The organism is Nocardia abscessus NBRC 100374, from assembly GCF_000308455.1.
Lineage (GTDB): Bacteria > Actinomycetota > Actinomycetes > Mycobacteriales > Mycobacteriaceae > Nocardia > Nocardia abscessus.
Genome location: NZ_BAFP01000139.1, coordinates 74,780 through 100,549, shown reverse-complemented (window position 1 = coordinate 100,549; position 25,770 = coordinate 74,780). Strand labels below are relative to the sequence as shown.

Here is a 25,770-nt window from a genome sequence, read left to right as displayed (position 1 = left end):
CGGGCGCCGCCCAGGGTGGCGTGGCCCACACGAAGGGCGCCTGCCAGGACTTGTGAAGGTGCTCACAGTTGGGAATGGCCGGGCGGGCCGGAACCGGACCGCCCGTCGATCGCTAACAGTACAAGCGTTACGCTAAAACCGCACGTCAGCACTACCGGCCAGTAGATTGCACCTTTGCAATTCGGTGGCAAATTTTGCAGGGTTAGCAAAGAGGGCGGAAAACCTAGCTTAGATTCACATTAACAACAGGTAGACGGCTATTTCTTCGTGTGCCATCGTGTGGAAGTACACCCCAAGGGCCTAGCAAGCCTGCAAATTGCCGCTCCAGCAGTACGAGCTGCCTCGTAGCTCGACCGGGCGGCATGGACCGAACGAAGAAGTGGAGTCACAGATGTCGACCACCGGCACCCCGAGGACCGCCGCGGAAATCCAGCAGGATTGGGACACCAACCCCCGCTGGAAGGGCGTCACCCGTAACTACACCGCGGAGCAGGTGTCGAAGCTCCAAGGCACCGTCGTCGAGGAGGCCACCCTCGCTCGCCGCGGCTCGGAGATCCTGTGGGATCTCGTCAACAACGAGGACTACATCAACTCCCTCGGCGCCCTCACCGGCAACCAGGCGGTCCAGCAGGTCCGCGCCGGGCTGAAGGCCATCTACCTGTCGGGTTGGCAGGTCGCAGGTGACGCGAACCTGTCCGGCCACACCTACCCCGACCAGTCGCTGTACCCGGCCAACTCGGTTCCGGCCGTGGTCCGCCGCATCAACAACGCGCTGCTGCGCGCCGACGAGATCGCCAAGGTCGAGGGCGACACCGCCGTTTCCAACTGGCTGGCCCCGATCGTCGCCGACGCCGAAGCCGGCTTCGGTGGCGCGCTGAACGCCTACGAGCTGCAGAAGGCCATGATCCAGGCCGGCGCCGCGGGCGTGCACTGGGAGGACCAGCTGGCCTCCGAGAAGAAGTGCGGCCACCTGGGCGGCAAGGTGCTGATCCCGACCCAGCAGCACATCCGCACCCTGACCTCCGCGCGTCTCGCGTCCGACGTCGCCGACGTGCCGTCGGTGATCATCGCCCGCACCGACGCCGAGGCCGCCACCCTGATCACCTCGGACGTGGACGAGCGCGACCGTGAGTTCCTGGACGGCACCCGCACCCCCGAGGGCTTCTTCGGTGTGAAGAACGGCATCGAGCCCTGCATCGCGCGTGCCAAGGCCTACGCCCCCTACGCCGACCTCATCTGGATGGAGACCGGCGTGCCGGACCTCGAGGTCGCGCGCAAGTTCGCCGAGGCCGTCCGTGGCGAGTTCCCGGATCAGCTGCTGGCCTACAACTGCTCGCCGTCCTTCAACTGGAAGGCCCACCTGGACGACGCGACCATCGCGAAGTTCCAGCGTGAGCTCGGCGCGATGGGCTTCAAGTTCCAGTTCATCACCCTGGCCGGCTTCCACTCGCTCAACTACGGCATGTTCGACCTGGCCTACGGCTACGCCCGCGAGGGCATGACCGCCTTCGTCGACCTGCAGGAGCGCGAGTTCAAGGCCGCCGCCGAGCGTGGCTTCACCGCCATCAAGCACCAGCGTGAGGTCGGCGCAGGCTACTTCGACACCATCGCCACCACCGTGGACCCGAACACCTCGACGGCCGCGCTGAAGGGCTCGACCGAAGAGGGGCAGTTCCACTGAGTTGAAATGCCGCGCCTCGGTCGCGGCTGGTCGAATGCCTCGCGCGTCGCGGGTCGCGATGCGCGGGCATTCGAAAACCACATCAGGTGCTTGCCGAGGGAAGTGAGGTTCCCGACGTGAAAACCGACATTCCTCTACTCCGGTAGGGGTGTACTGCCCTCCCCGCTGAACAGCCCCGGCGGGGAGGGCATCCCTATACCTTGGACCATCGAAGGGCACGCTCACACCGGAGCGACACCTTTGCAGACCAGCCACCCCAGAGCCAGACAACCCAGCAGGAGCGGGACGTGAGCAGCGAAAAGATCCAACGCGTCGGTGTTATCGGCGCCGGCCAGATGGGCGCCGGAATCGCGGAGGTGTGTGCCAGGGCGCACATCGACGTGCTGGTGTTCGAGCAGACCCGTGAACTGGCCGCTGCGGGCCGCGCCCGCATCCTCCGGTCCCTCGATCGCGGCGTGAGCAGCGGGAAGATCACCGAGCGCGAACGCGAACAGGCCGCGTGGCGTCTGCGGTTCACCTCCGATCTCGGCGACTTCGCCGACCGCCAGCTGGTGGTCGAGGCGGTGCTCGAGGACGAGAAGGTGAAGACGAGCATCTTCGCCGAGCTCGACAAGGTCGTCACCGACCCCTCGGCCGTGCTGGCCTCCAACACCTCGTCCATCCCGATCATGAAGATCGCGGTCGCCACGGCGAACCCCGAGCGCGTGGTCGGCATGCACTTCTTCAACCCCGTCCCGGTGCTGCCGCTGGTCGAGCTGGTCACCACGCTCAAGACCAGCGAGTCGGTCTCCGTGCGGGCCGAGGCCTTCGCGGGCGACGTGCTCGGCAAGCAGGTCGTGCGGTCGGCGGACCGTTCCGGCTTCGTGGTCAACGCGCTGCTGGTGCCGTATCTGCTGTCGGCGATCCGCATGGTCGAGTCCGGCTTCGCGACCAAGGAGGACGTGGACAAGGCGATGGTGCTCGGTTGCGCCCACCCGATGGGCCCGCTGGCGCTGACCGACCTGGTCGGCCTGGACACCGTGAAGTCCATCGCCGACTCGATGTACGGCGAGTTCAAGGAGCCGTTGTACTCGGCGCCGCCGCTGCTCATGCGCATGGTCGAGGCGGGTCTGCTCGGCAAGAAGACCGGAGCGGGCTTCTACCAGTACAGGGCCTGATCTACAGCGCCTGCGGCGCTACGGGTGCGGTGCCCCTGGGAGTCTCGCGTCCGAGCGTCCGCTGCTCGCGCCTGCGGCGCATGCGCAACGGACACTCGGACGCGAGACGGGCCGCGAACGGTGCTCGTAAGACTCGCACCCGATGGGACTGGGTAGGACGAGCACCTGACGATCGCTATCAAAGGTGCGCCGAGGCAATGGCTCGCTCGCGGTGACCGGCGGCGCTGCCCGGCCTCGATGCGGAGAATCGACCAGAAGTTGGTGTTGCCGAGCCGGTGACGGCAGTCGGCATAAGCTGCACAACAGCCGGGCCATGTCGACGGCGCGGCTGGGTATCCAGAGCGCAGCCGGATCGACCCGTCGATCTCGGCGGGCCGCGCAGGTGATCGAAAGAAGGTAATCCGCTCATGGTGAACGTGACCGACGGCTACGGCTCGAGCATTCTCGGCTATCCCAGAATCGGACCGCACCGCGAGCTCAAGCGGGCGTTGGAGGCCTACTGGCACGGTTCGCTCGACCGCGAGGAGCTGCTGGCGGTCGGTCGCGAGATCCAGGAGACCCAGTTCAACGAGCTGGCCGCCACCGGCCTGACCCAGGTGCCCGGCAACACCTTCTCGTTCTACGACCACGTCCTGGACAACGCGCTGCTGTTCGGCGCGGTGCCCCGGCGGTTCGAGCCCTACCGCGACGACCTGCACCCGCTGGACTTCTACTTCCTGATGGCGCGCGGCCGCCCGGATCTGCCGCCGCTCGAGCTGGTGCGGTTCTTCGGCACGAACTACCACTACCGCCAGCCGGAAGTGGACGCCGCCACCGAGTTCTCGCTGCATCCGGAGGCCCTGCTCGACGAGTTCGATCGCGCGAAGGCGGCCGACATCGAACTGCGTCCGGTCGTCCTCGGGCCGGTGTCGCTGCTGCTGCTGTCCAAGGCCGGGCACATCCCCGGTGATTCGGGCGGATTCGACACGCTGAGCCTGCTGGACAAGCTGCTACCGGTCTACGAGGAACTGTTCGAGATCCTCGCCAAGCGCGGCGCCACCTGCGTGCAGCTGGACGAGCCCGCGTTCACCAGTGAGCGCACGCCCGCCGAGCTGGCCGCGTTCGAGGCCGCCTACCAGCGCCTGGCCAAGGCCCCGCTGCGCCCGCGCATCCTGGTCACCGGCCAGTACGGTGATTTCGGGGAGGCGCTGACCATCCTGGCGGGCACCAACGTCGAGGCGATCGGCCTGGACCTCGCGAGCCATCGGATCCGGCCGGAGGATCTGGCGAAGATTCCCGGCATCCGCCGCAAGCGCCTGTACGCGGGCGTGATCAGCGGCCGCAACGTGTGGCGCGCGGACCGCTACGTCACGCTGGAATACCTCAACGAACTGGCCAAGGTGTGCCCGGACCTGGTCGTCTCGACCGGGACCACGCTGCTGCACGTGCCATACGACCTGCTGATCGAATACGACATCGAGGGGCACGTCGCCGATCGGCTCGCCTTCGCGAAGCAGAAGGTGGGCGAGGTGGTCTCGCTCGCCACGGCGCTCACCGAGGGTCCGTCGGACAAGTGGCGCAAGCGGCCGACCGAGGTGCATTTCAAGCAGAAGCACGCGGTGCGGCAGCGGGTCTACGCGATCACCCCGGACATGCGCTCGCGAGAGCCCTACGAGGTGCGCCGGGAAGCTCAGCAGCGCAAGCTGAACCTGCCGCCGGTGCCCGCGACCACGCTCGGGTCCTTCCCACAGACCGCCGGGATCCGCCAGGCGCGCTACGAACTCGGTGAGGGCCGGTTGTCCTACGAGGAGTACCGCAAGCGGATCGAGGCCGAGATCGAGGCGACGATCCGGCTGCAGGAGGACATCGGCCTGGACGTGCTGGTGCACGGCGAGCACGAGCGCAACGACATGATCCAGTACTTCGCCGAGCTGCTCGACGGCTTCGCGACCACCCACTTCGGCTGGGTGCAGGTGTACGGATCCCGTTGTGTGCGACCGCCGATCATCTACGGCGACGTGTCGCGCCCGGCGCCGATGTCGGTGGAGTGGATCAGCTACGCGCAGTCGCTCACCGACAAACCGGTCAAAGGCATGGTCACCGGGCCGGTCACCATGATCGCCCGGTCCTTCGTCCGGCAGGACCAGCCGCTGTACGAGACCGCCGACCAGGTGGCGCTGGCGATCCGTGACGAGGTGGTGGACCTGGAGAAGGCGGGCATCTCGATCATCCAGGTCGACGAGCCCGCGATCCGGGAAATGCTGCCGCTGCGCCCGGAGGGCCGCGCGGAGTACCTGCGCTGGGCGATCGGCGCGTTCCGGCTGGCCACCTCGGGGGTGCAGGCCGAGACGCAGATCCACACGCACATCGGTTATTCCGGCCGCGCCGAGGTGGTCGAGGCGATCGAGCAACTCGACGCCGACGTCACCGCCATCGTGGCGACCCGCTCCATCGAGTGGGTGCTGCGGGCGCTGAAGGAGGACTGCGCCTCCGGGCACGGCCTGAGCCACGGCGTCGGCCCCGGTGTGTACGAGAGCCGGTCCGCACGCATCCCGGACATCGACGAGCTGGACGAATTGCTCACCGCGGCCGCGGAAGCGGTGACGCCGCAGCGGTTGTGGGCCAATCCGGACGGCGGCCTGAAGACTCGCCACTATTGGCAGCTCGAGCCGTCGCTGCGCAACTTGGTCGCCGCGGCTCGCCGCATCCGCAGGCGGGTGGAGTCCGCCGAGTGAGGTAGGGCGGATCAGCGCACCGAGGGCCGCCTTCGTTCGACCGAACGGGGGCGGCCCGCGGTCTGTCCACCGCCGATTTCGGTACAGTACGTACTGTATCGTTGGGTTATGGACATCGACAACGCCTGGCCGGACTCGCTGCGCGTCGCGCAGGTCCGGATCGCTCGCCCGACCGACCGGCTCGACGAGGTGGTGCGGTTCTATGTCGAAGGGCTGGGCCTGCGCGAGCTCTACCGTTTCCACGACCATGAGGGATACGACGGGGTGATGCTCGGATTGCCCGGCGCCGGATACCACTTGGAGTTCACCACGCACGTGGACGGCAGCCCCGGCGAGGCGCCGAGCGCGGAGAACCTGTTGGTGCTCTACTTCGAGGGCGAGTCGCACATGTACGACGTGGCGCAGCGGCTCGGTGAGTTCGGCGTCGAACCGGTGGCCGCCGAGAATCCGTTCTGGGCGGCCAACGGCGGCCTGACCTTTCCCGACCCGGACGGCTGGCGAGTCGTCCTGATGCCGCGGCCGGTCTTCTGATGGCGGGACGTACCCGCGACGACCGCATAGACGCCGCGGTGCTTGGCGCCGCACGTGAACTACTCGACGAGGTCGGCTACGCCGACCTGTCCATCGGCCGGGTCGCCACCAGGGCGGGCCTGCATCGTCCCGCCATCTACCGCCGATGGCCGTCCAAACGGCACTTGGTGGTCGACGTCGTCGCCGACCTGCTCGGCCTGCACCCGACCCCGGACACCGGCGACCTGCGCGCCGACCTGATCCGCGCGATGCGCGAACTCGTTGCCGCACTGCGCGATACCTCGCTGCACCGGGTGCTGCCCGCGCTGGTCGCGGACCTGGCCGGCGACGAGCAGTTGCGCGCACACTTCCTGGCCACCGTGTTCGAACCGCGGAGGCGGACCACGGCCGCGGCGCTGCGATCGGCCATCGCGCGCGGTGAAGTGGATCCCGGCATAGATCTCGATTTCGTCCTGGACTCGATTGCCGCGCCGATCTACTACCGGGCCCTGTTCGGGCACCTGCCGCTGTCGGAGGAACTCGCCGAGCAGTCGGTCGCGGCGGTGCTGCGCGCGATCACTCGGTGACGGCGGCCAAGGTGCTGAGCGTCGCGAGCACCTCGGTGGCAGCGTCGGCGACCGAGTCGACCTCGGCCATCGCCAGCGCGGCGGACGTGGCGGCACGCACATGCGGCACCAGCGCCAAGCAGGCCGCCGTGGCGGCACGATCGGCCGGGGTGAGTTCCGCGTCGTTCTGCGCGGCGGATTGCCATGCGGCGGTGGCGATCACCTCGTGCAGCCAGTTCAGCAGTTCCAAGCGCAGCGGTTGCGGCTCGCGCACCCAGGCGCGGGCATAGGTCACGTCGGTGCGCTCGTGCAACAGAGCGCCGAGCACGACCTCGGCGGCGGGTGCGGTGACGGAGTAGATCGATCCCTGGTGCAGGACCGAGGAGAACAGGAAGACGACGCCGCGTACCTGATCTTCGACGGTGGCGCTGATCAGGTCGGCGAGCATCGCGGGAGCGTCGCCCGCGGATCCGTCGGCGTGCGCCAGCCCCGCCCAGTCCGTCTCGCGCAGCACGGTGGCGGCGCGCTCGTGGTAGATCGGGGCGAGGGCGGCCGCCGCTCGCGTGCGGGCTTCGGCGTCGATCGAATCGAGCGCACGCTGGAAGGCGGTCAGCGCCACCTCCGGCTCGCCTAGTCGGTCGCTGAACACCCCGACGTCGAAACTGGCGCGAGCGGCGACCGCGGGATCGTCCGATTCGGCCATGGACCGGCTGACCTCCCTGGCCCCCGCCAGATCACCGGCCTCGCTGAGATGCTGGACCAGATCGCCCGCGGCGACCAGGGACTGCTCCCCGGGCCAGCCGTCGATGACGGCGCGGTAGGCGGCTTTCACGCCGTCCAGGTCGCCCTCGGCGCGCAGGAGGTAAGCCATGTTGGACAGGGCGAGCCGAGCGATGTCGCCGGGACCGGAGCCGATCGCGTGCTCGTAAGCCGCGCGCGCCGCGTCCGAGTCGCCGCGCTTGGCTCGGGAGTAGCCGAGATTGATCCAGGCCCTGGGCGCGGCATCGGAATGCCCGGACTCGGCGGCGCGCTCGTACATCGCCTCGGCCGCCGCGGTGTCGCCGCGCTCGGCCAGCAGCAGGCCGAGATTGTAGGCGGCGCGTGGCGCGGCGTCCTCGTGGCCGGAATCGACCGCCACGTGGTAGGCGCCTTCCGCGGCCGGCTTGTCACCGGCCGCGCTGAGCAGTCCGCCCAGCTCGGCGGCGGCCAGCGGCGCCCAGTTCGGATGACCGGAGGCGATGGCGATCTGGAACGCCTCGCGCGCGGCTACCACGTCGTTTCGCCTGCGGTGCATCTTGCCGAGGTCGAAGGCCAGGTCCGGCGGCCGCTTCAGCATTGTTCCCATCCAGCCTCGGCACCGAGTGGTGCGAATCGTTTTCCGAGAGTTCTACATCGGCGGGCGACCCATGGCTACCCATACCGTGGGATAGGCCGGGTCGCGGGTCGGTGCAAGGAACGGGAATCCGGACTCGGGCGCCGCGGGTTCACCCCCGTGGCGGGTGGTGGCGGCGTGCCAGCCGAAGGGTCAACTGCCTGGCGAACCGCCGGCGGCGCTTGGGCTGGCCGGTGCGGTCGAGGTCGTGTTCGACGTCGTAGCGGCGGATGTAGGCGCCCGAGAACGCCTGCACCGTCGCGGTCACCGGAATGGCGAGCAGCGCGCCGGTCGGGCCGACCATCGCGGCGCCGGCCAGCACAGCGCCGAAGGCGACGGCCGGATGCATGTCCAGGGTGGTCGCGGTGATCCGCGGTTGCAGCACATAATTCTCGAACTGCTGGTAGAGCAGGATGAAGCCGAGAATCCACAGCGCCGTGCTCGGGCCGTGCACCAACCCGACGATCACCGGGAGCGCACCGGCGAGGTAGGTGCCGACCGTGGGGATGAACTGGGAGACCACGCCGACCCACAGCGCGAGGGCGAACGCCGACGGCACGTCCAGGATCCGCAGGACCACGTAGTGGGCCAGGGTCGAGGCGAGCGCGAGCAGTCCGCGCGAATAGATGTAGCCGCCGGTCTTTTCCACCGCGATGTCCCAGGCGCGCAATATATGTCGCTGGCGCCGCGGCGGCAGCAGCGAGCAGACGGCGGTACGGATCCGCGGGCCGTCGGCGGCGAAGTAATAGGTGAACAGCAGGATGCCGAGACCTTGGAAGAGCGCGCCGAGCGCGGCCGTGCCGATGCCCCAGACGTTGCCCGCCAATCCGGTGAGGTAGCCCTCCAGGGTCGAACTCCAGTCGGTGGCGTACTTCTGGATGTCGGTGCTGGACAGGTCCTGGCGAAAGGTGTTGTTGATCCACTCCACGCCTCGGTCGGCGTATTGCGGAGCGTTCTTGACCAACGTGGTGACCTGCTCGACCAGCAGCGCGCCGAGCGTCCACAGGAAGGCGACGACCAGAGCGGTCAGGATGAGGAAGACCAATCCGGTCGCCGGACCGCGCCGCATACCGCGCCGCGCCAGCCAGTTCACCGCGGGCTCGATCGCGAAGGCGAGGAACAGGGAGACCAGCAGAACTGTCAGCAGGCCCTGCAGGCGCTCGAGCACCCAGAAGGCCGCCAGCAACCCGGTGATCGTCGCCGCGGCGAGCAGGAACGCGCGCGGCAGCCACTGTGGCATGCCGTGCGCGGCGCCGGCCGGGCCCGCCGTCTCGTCTTCGTCCTCCGCTGACACAAGGTCAAGGTACCCACGCCACGACCGGTTAGCGGACGGACACCGCGCGACCGCGCCGGTGCGGCGAGCAGGCTCACATGGTGGAGACGTCGATGACGAACCGGTAGCGCACGTCGCTGGCCACGACCCGGTCGTAGGCGCCGTCGATCTCGTCGGCGGCGATCAGCTCGATCTCGGCGCCGATGCCGTGCTCGGCGCAGAAGTTCAGCATCTCCTGGGTCTGCGCGATGCCGCCGATCATCGAACCCGCCAGCGAGCGGCGGTACCCGGCGAGGTTGAACGACCTGACGCTCAACGGTTTCTCGGGAATGCCGAGGATCACCAAAGTGCCGTCCAAATCCAGCAGGCGCAGATAGTCGTCCATCGGCAGGTTCGCCGACACCGTGTTGAGGATCAGATCGAACCGGCCGCGCAGCTCGCGGAAAGTCTGCTTGTCACTGGTCGCGTGGTAGCCGACGGCGCCGAAGAGCCTGCCGTCCTCCTGCTTGCTCAGCGAGTGGCTCAGCACGGTGACCTCGGCGCCCATGGCGGCCGCGAGCTTCACCCCCACGTGGCCGAGCCCGCCCATGCCGATGATCGCGACCTTCTTGCCCGGCCCGGCGCCCCAGTGCCGCAGCGGCGAGTACAGCGTGACGCCCGCGCACAGCAGCGGCGCGGCCACGTCCAGGCCGATCCCCTCGGGAATGGCGACCACGAAGTTCTCGGTCACCACGATTTGCGTGGAGTAACCGCCGAGGGTGTGGCCGCCGGGCTGCACCGCCGGGTCGACCACGGTGTTGTAGGTCATGGTCGCGCCCGCGGTGCAGTACTGCTCCTCGTCGGCCAGGCACGGCGCGCACACCCCGCAGGAACCGACCATGCAGCCGACACCGACCTGGTCGCCGACCCGAAACCTGCTCACCGCGGGCCCGACCGCGGCGACCACGCCCGCGATCTCGTGCCCCGGCACGCAGGGGTAGCTGGTCATGCCCCACTCGTTGCGCGCGGTGTGGATATCGGAGTGGCAGATACCCGCGAACTTGATGTCGATCAGCACGTCGCGCGGCCCCAGCTCCCTGCGCTGGATCGTGACCTTCTCGAACGAGCCATCGGAGGCGGACAGGGCGTAGGCGGCGGCGGTGCTCATGAGGACATGCCTACCGTCGCATAGGTGCCATTGCCAACTGCGACACGAAAAAGACATGCTCACAGGCTGTTTTTCCGGCACGGTCGCCGGTTCGATGATCTTCGGCCGCGTTCTTGGCGACAATGGAGTGGGTGAGCGGTTCGGCCGAGGCGGGAGAGCCATGGACGAAGAACGGCAGCAGTGGACCGGGGTGCGACGCAGGCCGCGGCGCGGCCGGGCGTTCATCCTGGTCGTCACCTTCGTGCTCGCGACGGCCGCTTTCCTCGGCTACCGCGGCGACCTACCGGCCCCGAACCGGCCCCATCCCGCCCAGCCCGTGGCCTCGGTCGCGTTCGCTCCGCCCGCGCCGCTCGATCCCGGCCTGGTCACCGCGGCGGTGCGCCCCGCACTGGTCAACATCAACGCCTCGGCCGAGCGATCCGGGCCCGGCGCGGCCGGGTCCGGCATCGTCCTGACCGCGGACGGCGAGGTGCTCACCAGCCATCACGTGGTCAAGGGCGCGGACACCGTGACGGTCACCGACGTCGGCAACGGCAAGGTCTACAACGCGGTGGTGCTCGGCTACGACTCCGAGGCCGACATCGCGCTGCTGGACCTGCCCGCGGCCGCCGAGTTGCCGATCGCGACCATCGGCACTTCGACCGGATTGCGCCTGCGGGAGGAGGTCCTGGCGATCGGCAACGCGGGCGGGACCGGCGGTACACCGACCGCCGTGCACGGCCCCCTCACCGACCTGGACAGCGCGATCGTGGCGGTCAACGCCGCCGATCTGTCCCGCAAGGCGCTCAGCGGCATGCTGGAGGTCGCGGCGGCGGTCACGCCGGGACAGTCCGGCGGGGCGCTGGTGGACCGGAACGCGTCCGTGGTCGGTGTCATCGCCGCGGCCTCGGGCGACGGGGCGCGGACGGCCGACCAGCCCGCGAACGGCTACGCCGTGCCGATCGACGCGGCGATGCGGGTGGTGCAGCAGATACGCTCCGGCACTCCGACCGACACGGTGCACGTCGGCCCGACGGCCACGCTGGGTGTGCTCATCTCCAACGCCCTGCCCGTCGGCACGGGCGCCCGCGTGGACGTGGCGCTGCACGGCATGCCCGCCTATGCCGCCGGGCTGGCCGCGGGCGACGTGATCACCTCGCTCGACGACCACGTCGTCACCAGCGCGCAGTCGCTGCGGGCGGCGTTGAACACGCGCAAGCCGAACGACACCGTCCGATTGGGCATCACCGGCGCGGCCGGCGAGCGAACGGTGCGGGTGGTGCTGGTCGCAGGTCCGCCGAACTGATCCGAGCGGGGATCAGACCAGCGACAGCCAGTAGTCCTGGAAGCGCAGGAACACCAGCAGCAGCACCACCGCGAAGAACAGCGCGACGATCGTCCAGCGCCACTCGGCGAGCACACCGAGCGGGCCTCGGGAGCGCCCCCACAGCTGGTCGGTGCTCACCGCGAGCAGCGGCGTGATGATCGCCCAGACCACCAAGCAATACGGGCACAGCGCGTTGATCCGGTACAGGCTTTCGAAGATCAGCCAGCAGACGAAGCCGACGCCGAGCAGGGAGCCCAGCCATACTCCGCCCCAGACCCAGCGCGGGAACCCGACCCCGGCCACCGAGAGCACCCCGAGGGTGACGACGACGGAGAACCCGACGACGCCCATCAGCGGGTTCGGGAACCCGAAGACCGAGGCCTGGTCGGTCACCATCACCGACCCGCAGGACAGGATCGGGTTGATGCTGCACGACGGGGTGTAGCCCGGATCGGTGAACAGCTTGAACCGTTCCACGGTCAGTGCCACCGCGGCCAGCCAGCCGGCCAGCCCGCCGATCAACAGGACCCAGGCGGCCCGGGGCCCTGCGGTGATCACTGGCCCGCGGCGGCGCTGATCACGGGTGCGAGGCCGCCGGGGCCGAAGATCTCCTGGCTGGACTCGACCTTCTTGCCGTCGACGAACACCGAGGGGGTCGACTGGATGCCGCTGTCCAGCACTTCCTTGGTGCGGGCCTGGATGTACTTGTCGTACTTGTGGTCGGTGATGCACTGGGCGACCGCGTCGTCGGTGTAGCCGGCGCTCTTGGCGATCTGGATCAGCTGGTCGTCGGACAGACCGGCGCCGCCCTCCGGCGGCTGCTGCGCGAACATCGTATTCAGCCAGTCCTGGTACTTCGACGGGTCGGCCTCGGCGACGCAGTAGGAGGCGCTGCCCGCGCGCGAGGAGTACCGCGTGGTGGACGCTTTGTCCAAGAACGCGATCACGTTGTACTCGACCACCGCGGTGCCGTTGTTCACCGCTTCTTCGAGCACCTGGCCGTTGGCGGCCTCGAAGGCCTTGCAGGCGGGGCACTGGAGGTCGGCGACCACGCGCACGCTGACCTTCGCGTCCGGCTTGCCGATCCGCACGGCGCCGCTGTCGGTGATCGAGGCGGGCACGGCGCCCGGGTTCGTGGTCGCGGCGATGGACGGGGCGGCGCCGGGATCGTCCTTGCGGGCCTTCTTCACCGCGATGCCGATGCCGATGGCCGCGATCAACGCGACGAGCACGGCGGCGACGGCCACCTGGATCAAGATCTTGCGGTTGCGGTCGGCGCGTTCCGCCGCCAGCAGCGGGTTCGACTTCCCACCCTGGTTTTTGCTCACCGTGCGTTCACCACGCCTTTCGCTCGCCGGACATTCCTGCCGCCACGATCGTAGATCCGCCGACCACGTCCCCGCGTGATCGGGCCACACCGGTCATCATGGTCGGCCTACCTGAGAGATTCCGAAACATCCGGCGGCCGCCGCTGTTTTCGGCCGGGTCGCAGGCGACGGCGGCGCGTTCAGCGCGCCGTGATGCCGGTGAGGACCAGATCGACGGCGTCGCGGGCCAGGCCGGGCGGCAGCTCCGCGCCCAGTTGCGTGACGTGCAGGTGGACCAAGCCGCCCAGCGTCAGCATGGTCAGCCGGGGATCCACCGTCGCCGCCACGTCGCCGCGGGCGATGGCGCGCCGGACGATCTCTTCCGACGACGACAGCCGCCGCACCCAGAATTCGCGCCGGATCGCCTCGACCTCGGGGTCGGACTCGGCGATCACGGTGCCGCGGATCAGGGCCCGGCCGGACGGGGTCCCGGCGAAACGGATGAGATCGGTCATGAAGCGCTCCAGATCGCCGCGCAACGACCCGGTGTCCGGTAGCGGGATCTCCTCGGCCACCCGGGACAGCAATGCGTCCAGCAGCAATCGGGGCAGTGTCTTCCACCGCCGATAGATCGAGGTCTCGTGCACACCGGCGTCCGCGGCGACATCGGCGACCCGCACGGTGGCGATGCCCGCCGACTCGATGCGGGCCAGGGTCGCGTCGAGTACGGCTTTGCGCAGACGTGCGCCGCGGATCTGTGCGGGGGAGTCACCCATCGGGCGATTATCGCAAGTCCTCTTGCGTTGTGTCGGCATGGCCTCTAGCGTGGCACTATCGCAAGTCGACTTGCGATAGGAGGTGGAGTGGCATGGAGTACGTGGTCTCCGGGCGCTGGCGGGGCGAAGCCCGTGGCGAGGTCGCGGTATTTCGCGGGATTCCTTACGCGCGGGCGGAGCGATTCGCCGCGCCGGAGCCCGTCGCGGCGCTCGACGGGGTGTACGACGCGACGCGCCGGTACGCGATGGCGCCGCAGTTGCCCGGGCGGCTGGAGAGCGTGATGGGGCGGGCGGAGCCGCTGGAGCAGTCGGAGGACTGCCTCGCGCTCACCGTCACCGCCCCCGTGGGCGCGCAGCCGGGCAACCGTCCGGTACTGGTGTGGTTGCACGGCGGCGCCTATCTGGCGGGCAGTGGGCAGTGGAATCTGTACGACGCGGACCGGCTCGCCGGCGAGACCGGCGTGGTCGTGGTTTCGGTGAGCTATCGGCTGGGCCTGTTCGGATACCTGCGCGCGCCGGGCGTCTCGGCGGGCAATCTCGGCCTGCGCGACCAGATCGCGGCGCTGCGCTGGGTGCGCGAGCACATCGCCGAGTTCGGCGGCGATCCCGAGCGCGTCACCGTGTCGGGGCAGTCGGCCGGCGCGCAGTCGGTCGTCGCGCTGCTGGGGATCGCGGAGGCGCGGCCGCTGTTCGCCGGGGCGATCGTGCAGAGCGCGCCGTTCGGCGTCGGATTCCACAGCCACCGGCAGGCCGAGCGGGTGGGCGCGATGTTCCTCGCCGAACTCGACGCCGATCCGTTCACCGCGCCGGTACCCGAACTGCTCGCGGCGCAGGGCCGCACCGTGCGGCGGTGCGCCGGACCCGGCGCGGTGAACCCGGCGCCACCCTTCTTGCCCGTGGCCGACGCCGGACCGCTGCCCGACGAGCACGCGTGGCGGTCAGCGGTGCGGGACGCGGCCGGCGATCTGCCGGTGCTGCTCGGGTGCACGGCCGAGGAGGCGCGGGCGTTCTACGGCGGCCCGCATCCGGTCTTCGGCAGGCTACGGCGGCTGCCGGTGATCGGCGCCCGGCTCGACATGGCGGTGCAGCGCCTGATCGGGCGAAAGGCGTTCGAGCACGGGCTGTTCCGCTTCGCCGACGAACTGGTCGATGCCGGGGCGCGCGTGTACTGCTACCGGATGGGGCAGCTCCACCCGGCGAATCCGTACGGCGCCTGCCACTGCATCGATCTGCCGCTGCTGTTCGCCGACGGCGACACCTGGCACACCGCCCCGATGCTCGCGCCACTCACGGTGGCGGAAATCGACGCGCTCGGCCACCGAACCCGCGGCTACTGGGGCGAATTCGTGCGCACCGGGCGGATCGCCGACACCGGTTGGACGCCGCACCGACCGGGTTCGCGTTCCGTGCGGCAGCTGCCCTGAGCGCGCTCACGGCTCCGTCGGCCCGGTTCGTCGGCGCGGGCCGTCTCGTAGGAGGCGGGCGAACTGTGCGGAACCGGCCGACTACCGGGGTGGCACCGGACGTCCTCGCGCGATAGATCCGCATCCGCCGAGCGCAGCGGGTAGGAAAGTGGGATGACTGTTCTCGGTGCCGTGTTCCGTCCGCAGAATCCGCCCGAACTGCTGCGTGCGGCGGCCGACATGGCCGAAGCGACGGGACTGGAGGAGCTGTGGCTGTGGGAGGACTGCTTTCTGGAGAGCGGGATCGCCTGCGCGGCGGCCGCGCTCGCCTGGACCGACCGGGTACGCGTCGGTATCGGGCTGCTACCCGTGCCGCTGCGCAATGTCGCGCTCACCGCCATGGAGGCGGCGACGCTGCATCGTCTGTTTCCCGACCGGCTGATTCTCGGCGTCGGGCACGGCGTGCAGAGCTGGATGGCACAGGTCGGCGCACGCGTCGAGTCGCCGGTGACCTTGCTGAGCGAGCACCTTGCCGCGTTGCGCGCTCTGCTGGCCGGTGAGCAGGTCACCGTGGCGGGCCGCTACGTGCATCTCGACGCCGTCGCGCTGGACTGGCCGCCCACGACACCGCCGAAGGTCTACGCGGGCGCGCGCGGTCCGCGCTCGATCCGGCTGTCCGGCGAGCACGCCGACGGCACGCTGCTCGACTCGATCACCGATGCCAACGGCGTCCGGGCCGCACGCACCCTGATCGACGAGGGGCGCGCCGCGGCCGGGCGCACCGACCGCCACCACGTGGTGGCGAACCTGCTCGCGGTCACCGGCCCGGATGCCGAAGCCCGCCTGGCCGCCGAACGCACCTCCGCGCATGCGCCGGGTGCGGGCGTGGCGGGTGACGCGCACGCGATCGCGGCGGCCGCCACCATGCTGGCCGAAGCGGGCGCCGACACCGTCGTACTACAGACCACCGCCGACGATCCGGATCCCGCCGCCTATCTCCGGTTCGTCGCCGAGCAGGTCCGGCCTTTGATCCCGTGAGCCTGCGGCGCTCGGCCGCGGCCATCGCGCCGGATTCACCCGTTCCAGTGCACCGCGGTTCGGTACCGGCGCGGCGCTCGGCGGCCCCGTCACCGGGAACGCGCCGACCCGCGCCGACCTAGGCTCGTGCCAACCGCCGCTTCTGCTGCTCGACGTCGAACCGCGGCGGGGGCCAGTCGAGTTCGAGCCGCTCCAGCGCCGTGATCAGCAATTCGGTGACCGCGAGGCGGGCGAACCACTTGCGGTCGGCGGGCACGACGTGCCAGGGGGCGTACTCGGTGGACGTGCGGTCCAGCATCGCCTGGTACGCCTCCTGGTAGGCGGGCCAGAACGCGCGCTCGTCGATGTCGGACGGGTTGAACTTCCAGAATTTGTCCGGTCGTTCCAGTCGCTCGGCAAGGCGCCTCTTCTGTTCGTCGAGCGAGACGAACATGGCCACCTTCACCAGCGTGGTGCCCTCGTCCACCAATTCGCGCTCGAACGCGTTGATCTCCTCGTAGCGCGGTTCCCACACCGTCGGCGCCACGAGGTTGTGCACCCGCACCACCAGTACGTCCTCGTAGTGCGAGCGATCGAAGACACCGAGCTGACCGGCGCGCGGCAGTGCCTTGCGGATGCGCCACAGGAAGTGATGGCGTCGTTCCTCCGGTGTCGGCACGCCGAACGCGGCATGGTCGACGCCTTGCGGGTCGACCGAGCCGATGACGTGCCGGACGATGCCGCCCTTGCCCGCCGTGTCCATGCCCTGCAGCACCAGCAGGACGCTGCGCCGATCACCGCCGGAGCGGCCGTTGGCGTACAGCTTCTCCTGGAGATCCGACAGCACCAGGCTGCGTTCGGCGAGCAGCGCGGCCCCGGCCTTCTTGGCGCCGGTGAATCCCGGCATCGCGGAGGTGTCCAGCTCGGCGACCCGCAGGCCGTCGGCTCTCAGTGCCTCGGTAGGCGGGACCGTCCAGTGCTTCGGCATGCCGTAAACCTAACCCCGCGAACTTCCCGGTGGTCAGACTTGTGCGAGGCGTAGTAGGTGGGCGGCGAACTCCTCGTCCGACACGGGGGCGAGGGTGAGATCGTGCGCGGTGGTGAGCAGGTAGCGCCCGTCGCCGGTGAAGTCCAGCCAAGTGCGGTGGCGGGTGGGCGGGGACATCGGATTCTCCGGCTCCACCGTGACGGTGATGAAGCCGCGTCCGTCCACCGGCTTGCGCAGGGTTTGACGGAATTTCGCCGCGCCGCGGTGACCATTGGTGACGAACGGCTCGGTGCGGTCCGGACTCAGCACGGCATCCTGCGGCTCGCGCATCGGGGCGAGCTTGCCCGGCCGCGCGGACCCGATGATGTGCACCAGGCGTTCGCCCACGGCGCGGGCGTGGCACATCTGCACGGTCACCCGGTCGGGGGTGGCCACCAGGATGCCCGCGTGATTGTGCACCACCGCGGCGAAAGCCAGAATTCGTTCGGTTTCCGCGTCGCTGCCGTTGCGCGGGAGCGCGGTGCGTTCGCCGGAGACGGTGATGGTGGTGGCGTCGTTGCGCGCGCACAGCATCAGCGCGGCGGCCAGGTCCGGATCAGCCTGCCGGGCGAAGCGCTGCGGCAGACCGAGGGCGTGGTACTCCGATTCGGTGCGCACCGTGGCCGAGGGGACCATATTGACCGGGTAGGGCCTGCGGTCCAGGCTCGTTTCGTTCGTCCAGACATGCGTGAACTCGTCCGGGCTGAGCACCCATTTCACCGCGCGCCGCCTCCGCGGACGGCGTCCGGGTCGGCCGGTGTGGCATTGTCGGCCGCCGAACCTTCGTGCGGCCGAGGGAACTGGGGAACGTGGTCGCCGGTGGCGGGCATCGTCGGGGTGTAGACGTAAGTCATCGTGTCCCGGACATCCGCCTCGATGTCTGCCGCCGCACTGTCGTGTTCCATCCTACGTTTTCCACCGTAAACCGCTTCGGCGGCCGGGTCAGCGAGCGGCCGATACCGCTGCGGCGGCGCGATAGCGCCCCGGACCGTTTGCGCGGCATCGCTATTCAACTCCATCAGCCGCGCGACCGCCCGGCACACGTCCTGCGCGTCCCCGCCCGCGCGGACGAACTGCCTGGTCGCGCCCACGGCGGCGTCGGCTGCCCGGCCGGACCAGCGGGCGAATTCCCGGTTGGTGGCATCGGAGAAGGCTTGGAACGCTTCGGCCACCGCGGTGGCGTTGGCCTGCCATGCCTCGGCGATCCGGCCGAGTGCCGCCGGATCGAGGGTCTCGTGCACCAGGTCCCAGATCTGCTGATGGGTATAAGCCCCGAACAGCTCCCGGTCCGGTGCGTAAGCGGGATCGGTCGCCCCGTCGGTGAATCCGGCCAGCTCCTGCCGGATGCCATCGGCGGCTGCGCGTGCCGCGGAGTCTGCCATCCTCGCCCCCTCAGTCGGTCCCGGCGCGCCGGCATGTGCTCACCGGGGCTCCAGGTACTCGGTGATCAGCCGCAGCGCGGCCTGATTGGCCGCCTCGGCGTCGGCCAGCCGGTTGGCCGCGGCGAGATACGCGGCCTTGAACAGCAGCGCGGTCTCCTGGAACGCCGTGAGGGTGTCCAGGTATTGCCGCCCTTTGTCGGCGAATCCGCGGGTGAGCCCGTGGCCGGTGGGTAGGTCGGGAAAGCCGGTCACGTCGGTGACGAGATGTTCGCCGGTCATCGCGCGACGCAGATCGTCGACCAGTTTGTCGCAGGCGGCGGCGAGGTTCTCCGCGACCGCGGTGTCCAGCTCGAACGGTTCGCCCCCGCCCGCTCCGACGGCCGCCGCGTACAGCTCTCGTGCCGTCCCCTGTCCGGTATCCGGTACCGCCACGTGGAAGCCCCCTTCCGCTCGGTCCTGTTCGTACCGCGCTGTACTGGACTCGCACTTTACCGCTCGGTACAAGACGGCGGACCGCGTCGGCGCAGGCTTGTGTGGCATCCCCGGTGACCCGATCCGCCGTTGTTACACTGGCCAGCGGTCCGAGGGGCGGTGTCCGCAGGGGAAGGGGACCGGTGGCCGAAATCCGTGGCGCAGTGCCGAAATACCTGCAGATCTCGGGACATCTGCGCGAGCTGATCGAGCGTGGCGAGCTGGCACCCGGCGCCGAGGTGCCGTCCGAGCGCGAACTCGCCGCACGCTGGAAGGTGGCCCGCCCTACGGCGGCCAAGGCGCTGAACGCATTGCGCCAGGAGGGAATCGTGCGATCGCGTCGTGGATCGGGCACCTATGTGGCCGAACGCTCGGCGCTGATACGGGAGCACGCCCCGCGATACGGAGCGCCCTCTGCCGCAGGTGAATCGGTGACCGTGCTGCGAGCGGAGGTGCTCGAAGGACCGCAGGAGGTGACCGACGCGCTCGGCCTGCCCAAGGCGAGCACGGTGATCGTGCGAAAGGCGCTGTGCGCGGCGGGTTCCCGGTCGGCAAGGCTCATCACCTGCTGGTTCCCCGGCGCGTTCGCTGATGCCGCCGCTCCCTTGCTCCGCTCGGAGCCAGTACCCGGTGGCGTCTCGAGATACGTGGAAGCCGCGATCGGACGCGTCACCGCGGTCGTGCGCGAGAGCGTCGGCGCTCGGCTGGCCACCGACGACGAGCGTCGCCATCTCGAGCTCTCGGGTCCGTCGGCGGTGCTGGTCGTGCACCGCATCGGGTTGGATGCCCGCGACGTCGCGCTCGAGTACCGCGAAATCATCCACCCACCCGGCCACGGAATCATCCAGCAGGAGTATTTCACCAGCTCAGCGGCCGATTTCCGCCGTTGACACCGCTCGGCCGCAACTGGCATAGTCCACTTGTCGGAAGTGTCGAAGGGGTGGGGAGTGGCGATGTCCGATCAGTTGACCATCGGCGGCTGGTTGATCGTGGGGGAGCACTGCTCGGTCCGCCGGGCCCCGCTACCGCATAACGACTACCTCGCCTTCGTCTTCGAAAGCAGCGGTACGGAATTCGAATTGGCCCTGGCCCCCGCCATCCTCCATCGCATGGTCGACCTCGGCTCAGCCCCACCCACCCCTTGACGTTCCGAATGCTGTCTCGCCATGTGCCCGTGCGGACATGCGGGAGCCGATGCGAACCCAAGCGCCATGGTCCGAGGGATGCTCCAACTGGTCCTGCTCAAAATGAGCAACACGGTGGCGTAGCGGGGCTGTTGCGGTTGAACGGATCTCAGTCGGCGAGATAGCGCAGCATCACCGCGGTATTGAAGTGCCTCGTCTCGGCCAGTCGGAGCCCGATGCGCTTGTCCAGCGGCGGGAACAGCGGTGTGCCGCCGCCGAGCGCCACGGGCAAGAGGAACAGCTGGTACTCGTCGATGAGCCCGTGTGGCAGCAGCGAGGCCGCGAGGCTCGCGCCGCCGACCTCCATGACGCCATCGCCTGCGGCCTTGAGCCTGCGGACCTCCTCGACCGCGTTCTCACTGATCAGCGTGCTGTTCCAGTGGACTTCGGTGAGCGTGCGGGAGAAGACGACCTTCGGCTTCTCGGTCCAGAGCCTGCTGAACTCACGCTCGATGCGCGGCGCGTCCTCGGGCACGTGCGGCCAGTACTCGGCCATCAGCTCGTACAGGCGACGGCCGTGCAGCGAGATCTCGATCTCGCGGTAGCGGTCGTTGTGGAATTGGTGCAGCTCCTCGTCCGGGTCGGTCCAGTCGATCCTGCCGTCGCGGTCGTTGATGTAGCCGTCCAGGGACACGCTGAACCCGTAGATCAGTTTCCTCATAACCGGGTAGACCTCCTACTCCCTCGAAACTCATCGGAGTGCCTCCACGATCCACCTCACGGTGCCCAGGCGCGGAGGAACTACAGCTCACGCATCAGCGCGTTGTCCCTTCGCCAAGGCGGCAAGCTCCGCGAAGCGAACCACGTTCCCGGCCGCGCCCCAGGTGCCTTCGGGCTGTTCGTGGACGAGCACCCACACGCGCAAGCCTTCGGTGTCGCCCAGTCCCGCCGCGGCCGAGACGTCCGCGGTCACCTCCTGGATCAGCCCCGCTTTGCGGCGATCGGACAGCGCGCCCGCGGGTACGGTGACGTCGACCCGGAATCGCGGCAACTCGTCCTCGGCGCTGCCGAAAGCGTCCGCCGGGACCTCATCGATGCGGGTCCACGCCAGCGCGCGGAAGAAGGCCGTGTCGGGCGCTCCCTCCCACCTCAGCAAGGTGGCCGCGAGTGTCTCGCGCAGTGCGGCGCGGGTACCGGCGGGCAGGACTCCGGCGGGCAGGGTCAGCTGGATCATCGGCATGTCGAACTCCATTCGGAACGGAAGCCGTCGTCTATAACGACCGTTATAACACCTGCACGGTACGCTATGACAGTCGTCATGGACAGGGGAGGAGAAGCGATGGCAGAGACGCCGCAGGCGCGCGAGCGGATGGTGGCAGGCGCGGCCGACATGATCCGCCGCCGCGGCCTGAACGCGACCAGTGTGCGGGAGTTGGCCAAGCACGCCCAGGCGCCGCTGGGCTCCACCTACCACTACTTTCCGGGCGGCAAAGCGCAGCTGGCCGCCGAAGCCGTGCGGTTCGCCGACGCGCTGGCCGCCCGCAAACTCGCCAAGGGCCTGTCGGCCGGGCCGGTCGCCGGGCTGCGGTCGTTCGCGGACATGTGGCGAAAGGTCGTGCTGGACAGCGATTTCCAGGCGGGTTGCCCGGTGCTCGCCGTGGCGGTCGAAGACCCGGGTGACGACGACCGGCCCCAGCGGGCCGCCGCGGCCGCGTTCGAGAACTGGACCGGGCTGCTGGCGCGGTCGCTGCGCGAGCACGGCGCCGGCGACATCGATGCCGAGCAGACCGCCACCCTGATCGTGGCCGCGGTGGAGGGCACGGTGGCGATGTGCCGCGCCGAACGCAGCACCCGCCCGCTCGATCAGACCGTGGACAGGCTCGAATTCCTGATCCGGGCGGTCACCGCGGGATGATCATCCCCCGGTTCGGGTGCGCAGCCAGCGCACTGATCGCGTGTAACAGCTCAGTGCCCGGCCGCGGCAGCGGGTTTCGTCGCACTGAGGTACTGGAGCAGGCGATGGACCCGCTGGTCGATCTCCACCAAGCCGTGTTCGGCGAAGAGGGCCGGGAAAGTCCGGGTGCCGAACACCCGCAGTCCGCTCCAACCGCCGACCACGCGGCTCACGTCGCCGAACGGGTTGGCGGCCCGGTGGCTGGTGGTGATCGCGATGCGGCCACCGGGGGCGAGCACGCGGATCATCTCGCGGGCGGCGACGAGCGGGTCGGGAATGAGGTAGAGCGCGCCGAAACAGCAGACCGCGTCGAAGGTGCCGTCCGCGAACGGGAGGGCGCGCGCGTCGCCGCGCAGGTACCCGACGCGCGGTCCGGCGTTGTCGGCGACGGCGCGCGCCAGCATCGGCTCGGAATAGTCCAGGCCGATCGCGTAGCCGTCGCCGGACAGCGCTTCGCTCAGGTGCCTGGTGAAATTTCCCGGCCCGCAGGCGATGTCGAGCACCTTCTGCGCGCCGCCGAGCCGCAGGGTGGCGACCGCGTCGCGCCGGTCCGCCGCGGTGGTGCGGCCGCTGGCGAGATAGAACAGCGTCGGCCGCCAGGCTCGTTCGTACACCGCGGCGAGCGCCGGGGCGTTCATCGTCTTCCGTGCGAGGTTCACCGCCATCGCGTTCCTCAGGCGCGCTCGACCGTGATGGTCATGCCCGCCGCGCGCAGCCGGTCGGTGAGCGCGTCGCCCATCGCCGCGGCCGGTGTGAGCACGCCCGCGAGTTCGGGTTGCTTGTCGGTGTCGAATGCCAGGCACAGGCCGCTCTCGCCGAGCAGCACCGCGGTGGCCTGGTAGCCCGGGTCGCCGGTGCCCGCGAAGGTGGCCACGTACTTCGCGCCCGAGGTGGTGTGGGCGAAGGTCTTCATGCTGAACCAACCACTGGTGCGGGCCTTCTCATCGGGCCCGGTGCCCGGCTTGGGCAGCACGCGGTCCAGCAGCTTGCGGCCCGCCGACGCCCGCGACAGCAGCGCGCCCGCGGTCAGGCCCACCACGATGCCGCCCGCCACGCCCGCCGCGACCAGCGGAGCCACCCGCGACCTCCCGGCGCTCATCACTTCGCGGTAGCGGAAGTTCTTGCCGTACACCCAACCGAGCAGCCCGTTGGTGCGGCGCACGATCTTGGTGTTGTGCGCGGCCATGACGAACGTGCTCACCCACCCGTCCAGGCTCGGGTCGATGGCACTCGCCCGGGACAGCGCCTGATCGGACTGGCGGCCGACGTCGGGATCCATCGACTTGTCGGGGCTCAGCGAATACGGGTGCGCCAGCACCGCGCCCTTGGCCGGGTCGGCGGCGACCGCCTCCATCATGGCGCGGCCGGAATCGATGGTGCCGCCGCTGACGCCGCCCTTGAGCGAAGCCACCAGCGTGGTGTCGACGAGCTCACCGGTGTTGTCCTCCACCGTGCGGCGGTAGAGCCGGTAAACGCTCAGATCGGACGGAATCGAGTCGTAGCCGCAGGAATTCACGATCTTCGCGCCGGTCGCGGCGGCCTGTTCGTGATGGGCGTCGATGGCCTCCCGGATGAACAGCGGCTCACCGGTGAGGTCGGCGTAGTGGGTTCCGTTCGCGGCGCAGGCCGCCACCAGCGGCATCCCGTAGCGCAGGTACGGGCCGACGGTGGTGACGACGACCTTGGTGCGCGCGGCCAGCTCGTCCAGCGCGGTCCGGTCGGTCGAATCGGCTACCACCAGGCCCCAATTCGCCGCCTTCGGCCCGAGACCGTCACGCACGGCGGTCAGTTTGTCCAGCGACCGCCCCGCCAGCGCGATCCGGGCGGATTCCGGTGCGGCTCCGGCGAGATACTGTGCGGTCAGCTTGCCGACGAAGCCGGTGGCGCCGAAGAGGACTAGGTCGAATTCCCGAGTGTCTGCCATGGTCTTCCGTTCTGCGGTCGTGTCGCCGGTCGTCGGCTACTTCGTGGTCTTCTTGCGCGCCCGGTGCGGCGCGGCTTGCGGCCGCTCGGCGAGCCATGCGTGATGCGCGCGGCCGAGCTCGGTCACCGGCGGTTCGTCGTAGAGCCATTCCCGCGAGATGCGATGCCAGTTCGCGGTGCACCCGAGCTGGCCGAGCATGCCGAAGGTGAGGAAATCGGCGCGGCGGGAGAAGAGGTGCTCGGGCGGCAGATTCTGCTGCTTCATGCCGGTGAACTCGCTGGCCCTCGGGTCTACGGCGAGCAGGAACGCGCCGCTGGCCAGCTCGGGGGTGATGGTCAGTTCCTCGTCCACCAGGCACCACTCGGAGGCGGCCAGCACGTATTCCAGGCACTCCTCGGCGCCGATCTCCTGCGGCGAATCGATCACGCCGCGCTGGATCATCAACTCGCGCAGATCCTCCGCCCGTTCTTCCGCGGCGGCGCGCAGGCAGACCAGCTCGAACTGCACGTGCTCGGGGTCCATCCGGTTGAACAATCCGAAATCCAGGAAACCCACCCGGCCGTCCGCGGCCAGCAGCACGTTGCCGGGGTGCGGGTCGCCGCAGAACTCGTTGAAGGTGAACAGCGACCCCACGTAGAACCGGTAGATGATCTCGCCGATCCGGTCGCGCTGCTCTGGGGGCAACTGCCGGATCTCCTCGAAGCCCTTGCCCTCCACGTACTCGGTGACCAGCACCCGCGTGGTGGACAACTCCGGCAGCGAGCGCGGCACGATGACGAACGGGTGCGCGGCGTAGATCTCGGCGATCTGCAACTGGGTGGCCGCCTCGGCCCGGTAGTCGAGTTCGGCCTCCATGTTCAGCCGCAGTTCGTCCAGCACCGCGGGCGTCACCCACGGCATCGCGGACTGCAGCACGCGCCGGAACATGGCGAGGTTCTTCAGGTCCGCGCGCACGGCGACGTCGATGCCCGGGTACTGCACCTTCACCGCGACCTGGCGGCCGTCGTGCAGCCGCGCCCGATAGACCTGGCCGATCGAGGCGGCGGCGACCGGCTCGGCGTCGAACTCGGCGAAGATCGCGTCCAGCGGTTTGCCGAAATCCTCCTCGATCACCTGGCGCATGGCCGCGAAGGAGACCGTCGGCGCCGCGTTGCGCAGCACCGCCAGGCGTTTCTGGAAACGCTCCCGGTGGTCCTCGGGAACCAGATCCAGGTCGAGCACCGACATCATCTGGCCGAGCTTCATGGCGACGCCCTTCATGGTGCCCAGCACCATGACCACCTGTTCGGTGGTGCGAATCATGGATTCCTCGGCCATCTTCGCCCGGACGGCCTCGGATCTGCCCCGCATGGTCAACCGCGTGCGCTGGGTGCGGAGCACCGAACTGGCTGCTACCGCACCCAGCTTGGTGCCACGAGCAAGCCGAGAGGTCGGTACTTGCTTCGCCATCGAGGTACCTCCGTTGGTGCCGCGGTCGGAGCGACGGACGCGCGGGCGGTGGCCGGGACCGTGAGGTCCGGCGCGGACCGCCGTCACGTACGGCGCCGGCGGTGACGCAGCGCACTCGGCGCACCGCTCGGATTCAGACTAACCAACGTTTCGGCAAAGTCGAGAGCGCGCGTGAACTTCAGCAAGCAGTCCAGCTAGCACCCGTGCCCG

General features: G+C 69.4%; 26 protein-coding genes. 11 read left to right on the top strand and 15 right to left on the bottom strand.

Annotation, left to right across the window (positions count from 1 at the left end):
• The first annotated feature begins 391 nt into the window (after window positions 1–391).
• From aceA to ON19_RS27985, 5 genes are all read left to right on the top strand, one after another.
• Window positions 392–1,681 carry an isocitrate lyase gene (aceA, locus tag ON19_RS28005; RefSeq protein WP_043699134.1) on the top strand — a complete coding sequence of 430 codons (1,290 nt, stop codon included), beginning with the start codon at window positions 392–394 and terminating at the stop codon, window positions 1,679–1,681.
• A gap of 287 nt (window positions 1,682–1,968) precedes the next feature.
• On the top strand, window positions 1,969–2,838 hold the full coding sequence (locus ON19_RS28000) for a 3-hydroxybutyryl-CoA dehydrogenase (RefSeq protein WP_043699132.1): 870 nt from the start codon (window positions 1,969–1,971) through the stop codon (window positions 2,836–2,838).
• 407 nt (window positions 2,839–3,245) lie between these two features.
• On the top strand, window positions 3,246–5,552 hold the full coding sequence (gene metE / locus ON19_RS27995) for a 5-methyltetrahydropteroyltriglutamate--homocysteine S-methyltransferase (RefSeq protein ID WP_043699130.1): 2,307 nt from the start codon (window positions 3,246–3,248) through the stop codon (window positions 5,550–5,552).
• Between the two features lie 108 nt (window positions 5,553–5,660).
• Entirely contained in the window at window positions 5,661–6,083 is a 423-nt protein-coding gene (locus ON19_RS27990; RefSeq protein ID WP_043699129.1) for a VOC family protein, read from the top strand.
• The gene (locus ON19_RS27985; RefSeq protein WP_043699127.1) at window positions 6,083–6,649 is read left to right on the top strand and encodes a TetR/AcrR family transcriptional regulator; all 567 of its coding nucleotides are present in this window, start codon (window positions 6,083–6,085) and stop codon (window positions 6,647–6,649) included. The genes ON19_RS27990 and ON19_RS27985 overlap by 1 nt, the downstream gene beginning before the upstream one ends.
• Here ON19_RS27985 and ON19_RS27980 read toward each other — a convergent pair.
• The 3 genes from ON19_RS27980 to ON19_RS27970 all read right to left on the bottom strand — a co-directional run bounded on the left by ON19_RS27980 (window position 6,639) and on the right by ON19_RS27970 (window position 10,420).
• The gene (locus tag ON19_RS27980; protein ID WP_083899673.1) at window positions 6,639–7,973 is read right to left on the bottom strand and encodes a tetratricopeptide repeat protein; all 1,335 of its coding nucleotides are present in this window, start codon (window positions 7,971–7,973) and stop codon (window positions 6,639–6,641) included. The genes ON19_RS27985 and ON19_RS27980 overlap by 11 nt on opposite strands.
• A gap of 139 nt (window positions 7,974–8,112) precedes the next feature.
• Complete coding sequence (locus tag ON19_RS27975) at window positions 8,113–9,294, bottom strand: AI-2E family transporter (protein WP_051169373.1); 1,182 nt, start codon at window positions 9,292–9,294, stop codon at window positions 8,113–8,115.
• Window positions 9,295–9,367: 73 nt separating this feature from the next.
• The gene (locus ON19_RS27970) at window positions 9,368–10,420 is read right to left on the bottom strand and encodes an NAD(P)-dependent alcohol dehydrogenase (RefSeq protein ID WP_043699124.1); all 1,053 of its coding nucleotides are present in this window, start codon (window positions 10,418–10,420) and stop codon (window positions 9,368–9,370) included.
• A 160-nt stretch (window positions 10,421–10,580) separates the two neighbouring features.
• Between ON19_RS27970 and ON19_RS27965 the strand changes: the two genes are divergently transcribed.
• Window positions 10,581–11,705: a S1C family serine protease gene (locus tag ON19_RS27965; RefSeq protein ID WP_043699122.1), complete on the top strand. Its 1,125-nt coding sequence runs from the start codon at window positions 10,581–10,583 to the stop codon at window positions 11,703–11,705.
• Between the two features lie 12 nt (window positions 11,706–11,717).
• Here ON19_RS27965 and ON19_RS27960 read toward each other — a convergent pair whose 3' ends face one another.
• The 3 genes from ON19_RS27960 to ON19_RS27950 form a co-directional block, all read right to left on the bottom strand.
• Window positions 11,718–12,281, bottom strand: a complete 564-nt coding sequence (locus tag ON19_RS27960) for a vitamin K epoxide reductase family protein (RefSeq protein WP_043699663.1) — start codon at window positions 12,279–12,281, stop codon at window positions 11,718–11,720.
• On the bottom strand, window positions 12,281–13,054 hold the full coding sequence (locus ON19_RS27955) for a DsbA family protein (protein WP_043699120.1): 774 nt from the start codon (window positions 13,052–13,054) through the stop codon (window positions 12,281–12,283). The genes ON19_RS27960 and ON19_RS27955 overlap by 1 nt, the downstream gene beginning before the upstream one ends.
• A gap of 179 nt (window positions 13,055–13,233) precedes the next feature.
• Entirely contained in the window at window positions 13,234–13,809 is a 576-nt protein-coding gene (locus ON19_RS27950; protein ID WP_043699118.1) for a TetR-like C-terminal domain-containing protein, read from the bottom strand.
• Window positions 13,810–13,901: 92 nt separating this feature from the next.
• Here ON19_RS27950 and ON19_RS27945 point away from each other — a divergent pair, with 92 nt between their 5' ends.
• Entirely contained in the window at window positions 13,902–15,233 is a 1,332-nt protein-coding gene (locus tag ON19_RS27945) for a carboxylesterase family protein (RefSeq protein WP_043699116.1), read from the top strand.
• A gap of 153 nt (window positions 15,234–15,386) precedes the next feature.
• Complete coding sequence (locus tag ON19_RS27940) at window positions 15,387–16,250, top strand: LLM class flavin-dependent oxidoreductase (protein WP_043699114.1); 864 nt, start codon at window positions 15,387–15,389, stop codon at window positions 16,248–16,250.
• A 118-nt stretch (window positions 16,251–16,368) separates the two neighbouring features.
• Here the strand turns inward: ON19_RS27940 and ON19_RS27935 are convergent, their stop codons facing one another.
• Genes ON19_RS27935 through ON19_RS27920 form a run of 4 tightly spaced genes read right to left on the bottom strand, consistent with a single transcriptional unit; the run spans window position 16,369 to window position 19,070 of the window.
• Window positions 16,369–17,217 carry a polyphosphate kinase 2 family protein gene (locus ON19_RS27935; RefSeq protein ID WP_043699113.1) on the bottom strand — a complete coding sequence of 283 codons (849 nt, stop codon included), beginning with the start codon at window positions 17,215–17,217 and terminating at the stop codon, window positions 16,369–16,371.
• A gap of 33 nt (window positions 17,218–17,250) precedes the next feature.
• Entirely contained in the window at window positions 17,251–17,976 is a 726-nt protein-coding gene (locus ON19_RS27930) for an ESX secretion-associated protein EspG (protein ID WP_043699111.1), read from the bottom strand.
• Window positions 17,973–18,638 (bottom strand): hypothetical protein, encoded by a 666-nt coding sequence (locus ON19_RS27925; RefSeq protein ID WP_227954491.1) that lies wholly within the window; start codon window positions 18,636–18,638, stop codon window positions 17,973–17,975. Before ON19_RS27925 ends, ON19_RS27930 begins: the two co-directional genes overlap by 4 nt.
• Before the next feature lie 39 nt (window positions 18,639–18,677).
• Complete coding sequence (locus ON19_RS27920; protein WP_043699109.1) at window positions 18,678–19,070, bottom strand: hypothetical protein; 393 nt, start codon at window positions 19,068–19,070, stop codon at window positions 18,678–18,680.
• Window positions 19,071–19,252: 182 nt separating this feature from the next.
• On the opposite strand from ON19_RS27920, the gene ON19_RS27915 reads away from it, so the two are divergent.
• Together ON19_RS27915 and ON19_RS27910 are read left to right on the top strand one after the other, a co-directional pair.
• On the top strand, window positions 19,253–19,999 hold the full coding sequence (locus ON19_RS27915) for a GntR family transcriptional regulator (RefSeq protein ID WP_043699107.1): 747 nt from the start codon (window positions 19,253–19,255) through the stop codon (window positions 19,997–19,999).
• 63 nt (window positions 20,000–20,062) lie between these two features.
• Window positions 20,063–20,254 (top strand): hypothetical protein, encoded by a 192-nt coding sequence (locus ON19_RS27910; protein ID WP_043699106.1) that lies wholly within the window; start codon window positions 20,063–20,065, stop codon window positions 20,252–20,254.
• A gap of 148 nt (window positions 20,255–20,402) precedes the next feature.
• Here the strand turns inward: ON19_RS27910 and ON19_RS27905 are convergent, their stop codons facing one another.
• Together ON19_RS27905 and ON19_RS27900 are read right to left on the bottom strand one after the other, a co-directional pair.
• Window positions 20,403–20,954 (bottom strand): dihydrofolate reductase family protein, encoded by a 552-nt coding sequence (locus tag ON19_RS27905; RefSeq protein ID WP_043699104.1) that lies wholly within the window; start codon window positions 20,952–20,954, stop codon window positions 20,403–20,405.
• A gap of 87 nt (window positions 20,955–21,041) precedes the next feature.
• Complete coding sequence (locus tag ON19_RS27900) at window positions 21,042–21,473, bottom strand: tautomerase family protein (protein ID WP_043699659.1); 432 nt, start codon at window positions 21,471–21,473, stop codon at window positions 21,042–21,044.
• A gap of 99 nt (window positions 21,474–21,572) precedes the next feature.
• Between ON19_RS27900 and ON19_RS27895 the strand changes: the two genes are divergently transcribed.
• Entirely contained in the window at window positions 21,573–22,148 is a 576-nt protein-coding gene (locus ON19_RS27895; RefSeq protein WP_043699102.1) for a TetR/AcrR family transcriptional regulator, read from the top strand.
• A 50-nt stretch (window positions 22,149–22,198) separates the two neighbouring features.
• Here ON19_RS27895 and ON19_RS27890 read toward each other — a convergent pair whose 3' ends face one another.
• From ON19_RS27890 to ON19_RS27880, 3 genes are read right to left on the bottom strand one after another with little or no spacing between them, the layout of a single operon-like run.
• Window positions 22,199–22,852, bottom strand: coding sequence for a class I SAM-dependent methyltransferase (locus tag ON19_RS27890; protein ID WP_227954490.1), 654 nt, complete (start codon window positions 22,850–22,852; stop codon window positions 22,199–22,201).
• Between the two features lie 8 nt (window positions 22,853–22,860).
• On the bottom strand, window positions 22,861–24,111 hold the full coding sequence (locus ON19_RS27885; RefSeq protein WP_043699100.1) for a saccharopine dehydrogenase family protein: 1,251 nt from the start codon (window positions 24,109–24,111) through the stop codon (window positions 22,861–22,863).
• A 36-nt stretch (window positions 24,112–24,147) separates the two neighbouring features.
• Window positions 24,148–25,560: an ABC1 kinase family protein gene (locus ON19_RS27880; protein ID WP_043699099.1), complete on the bottom strand. Its 1,413-nt coding sequence runs from the start codon at window positions 25,558–25,560 to the stop codon at window positions 24,148–24,150.
• Window positions 25,561–25,770: the final 210 nt, after the last annotated feature.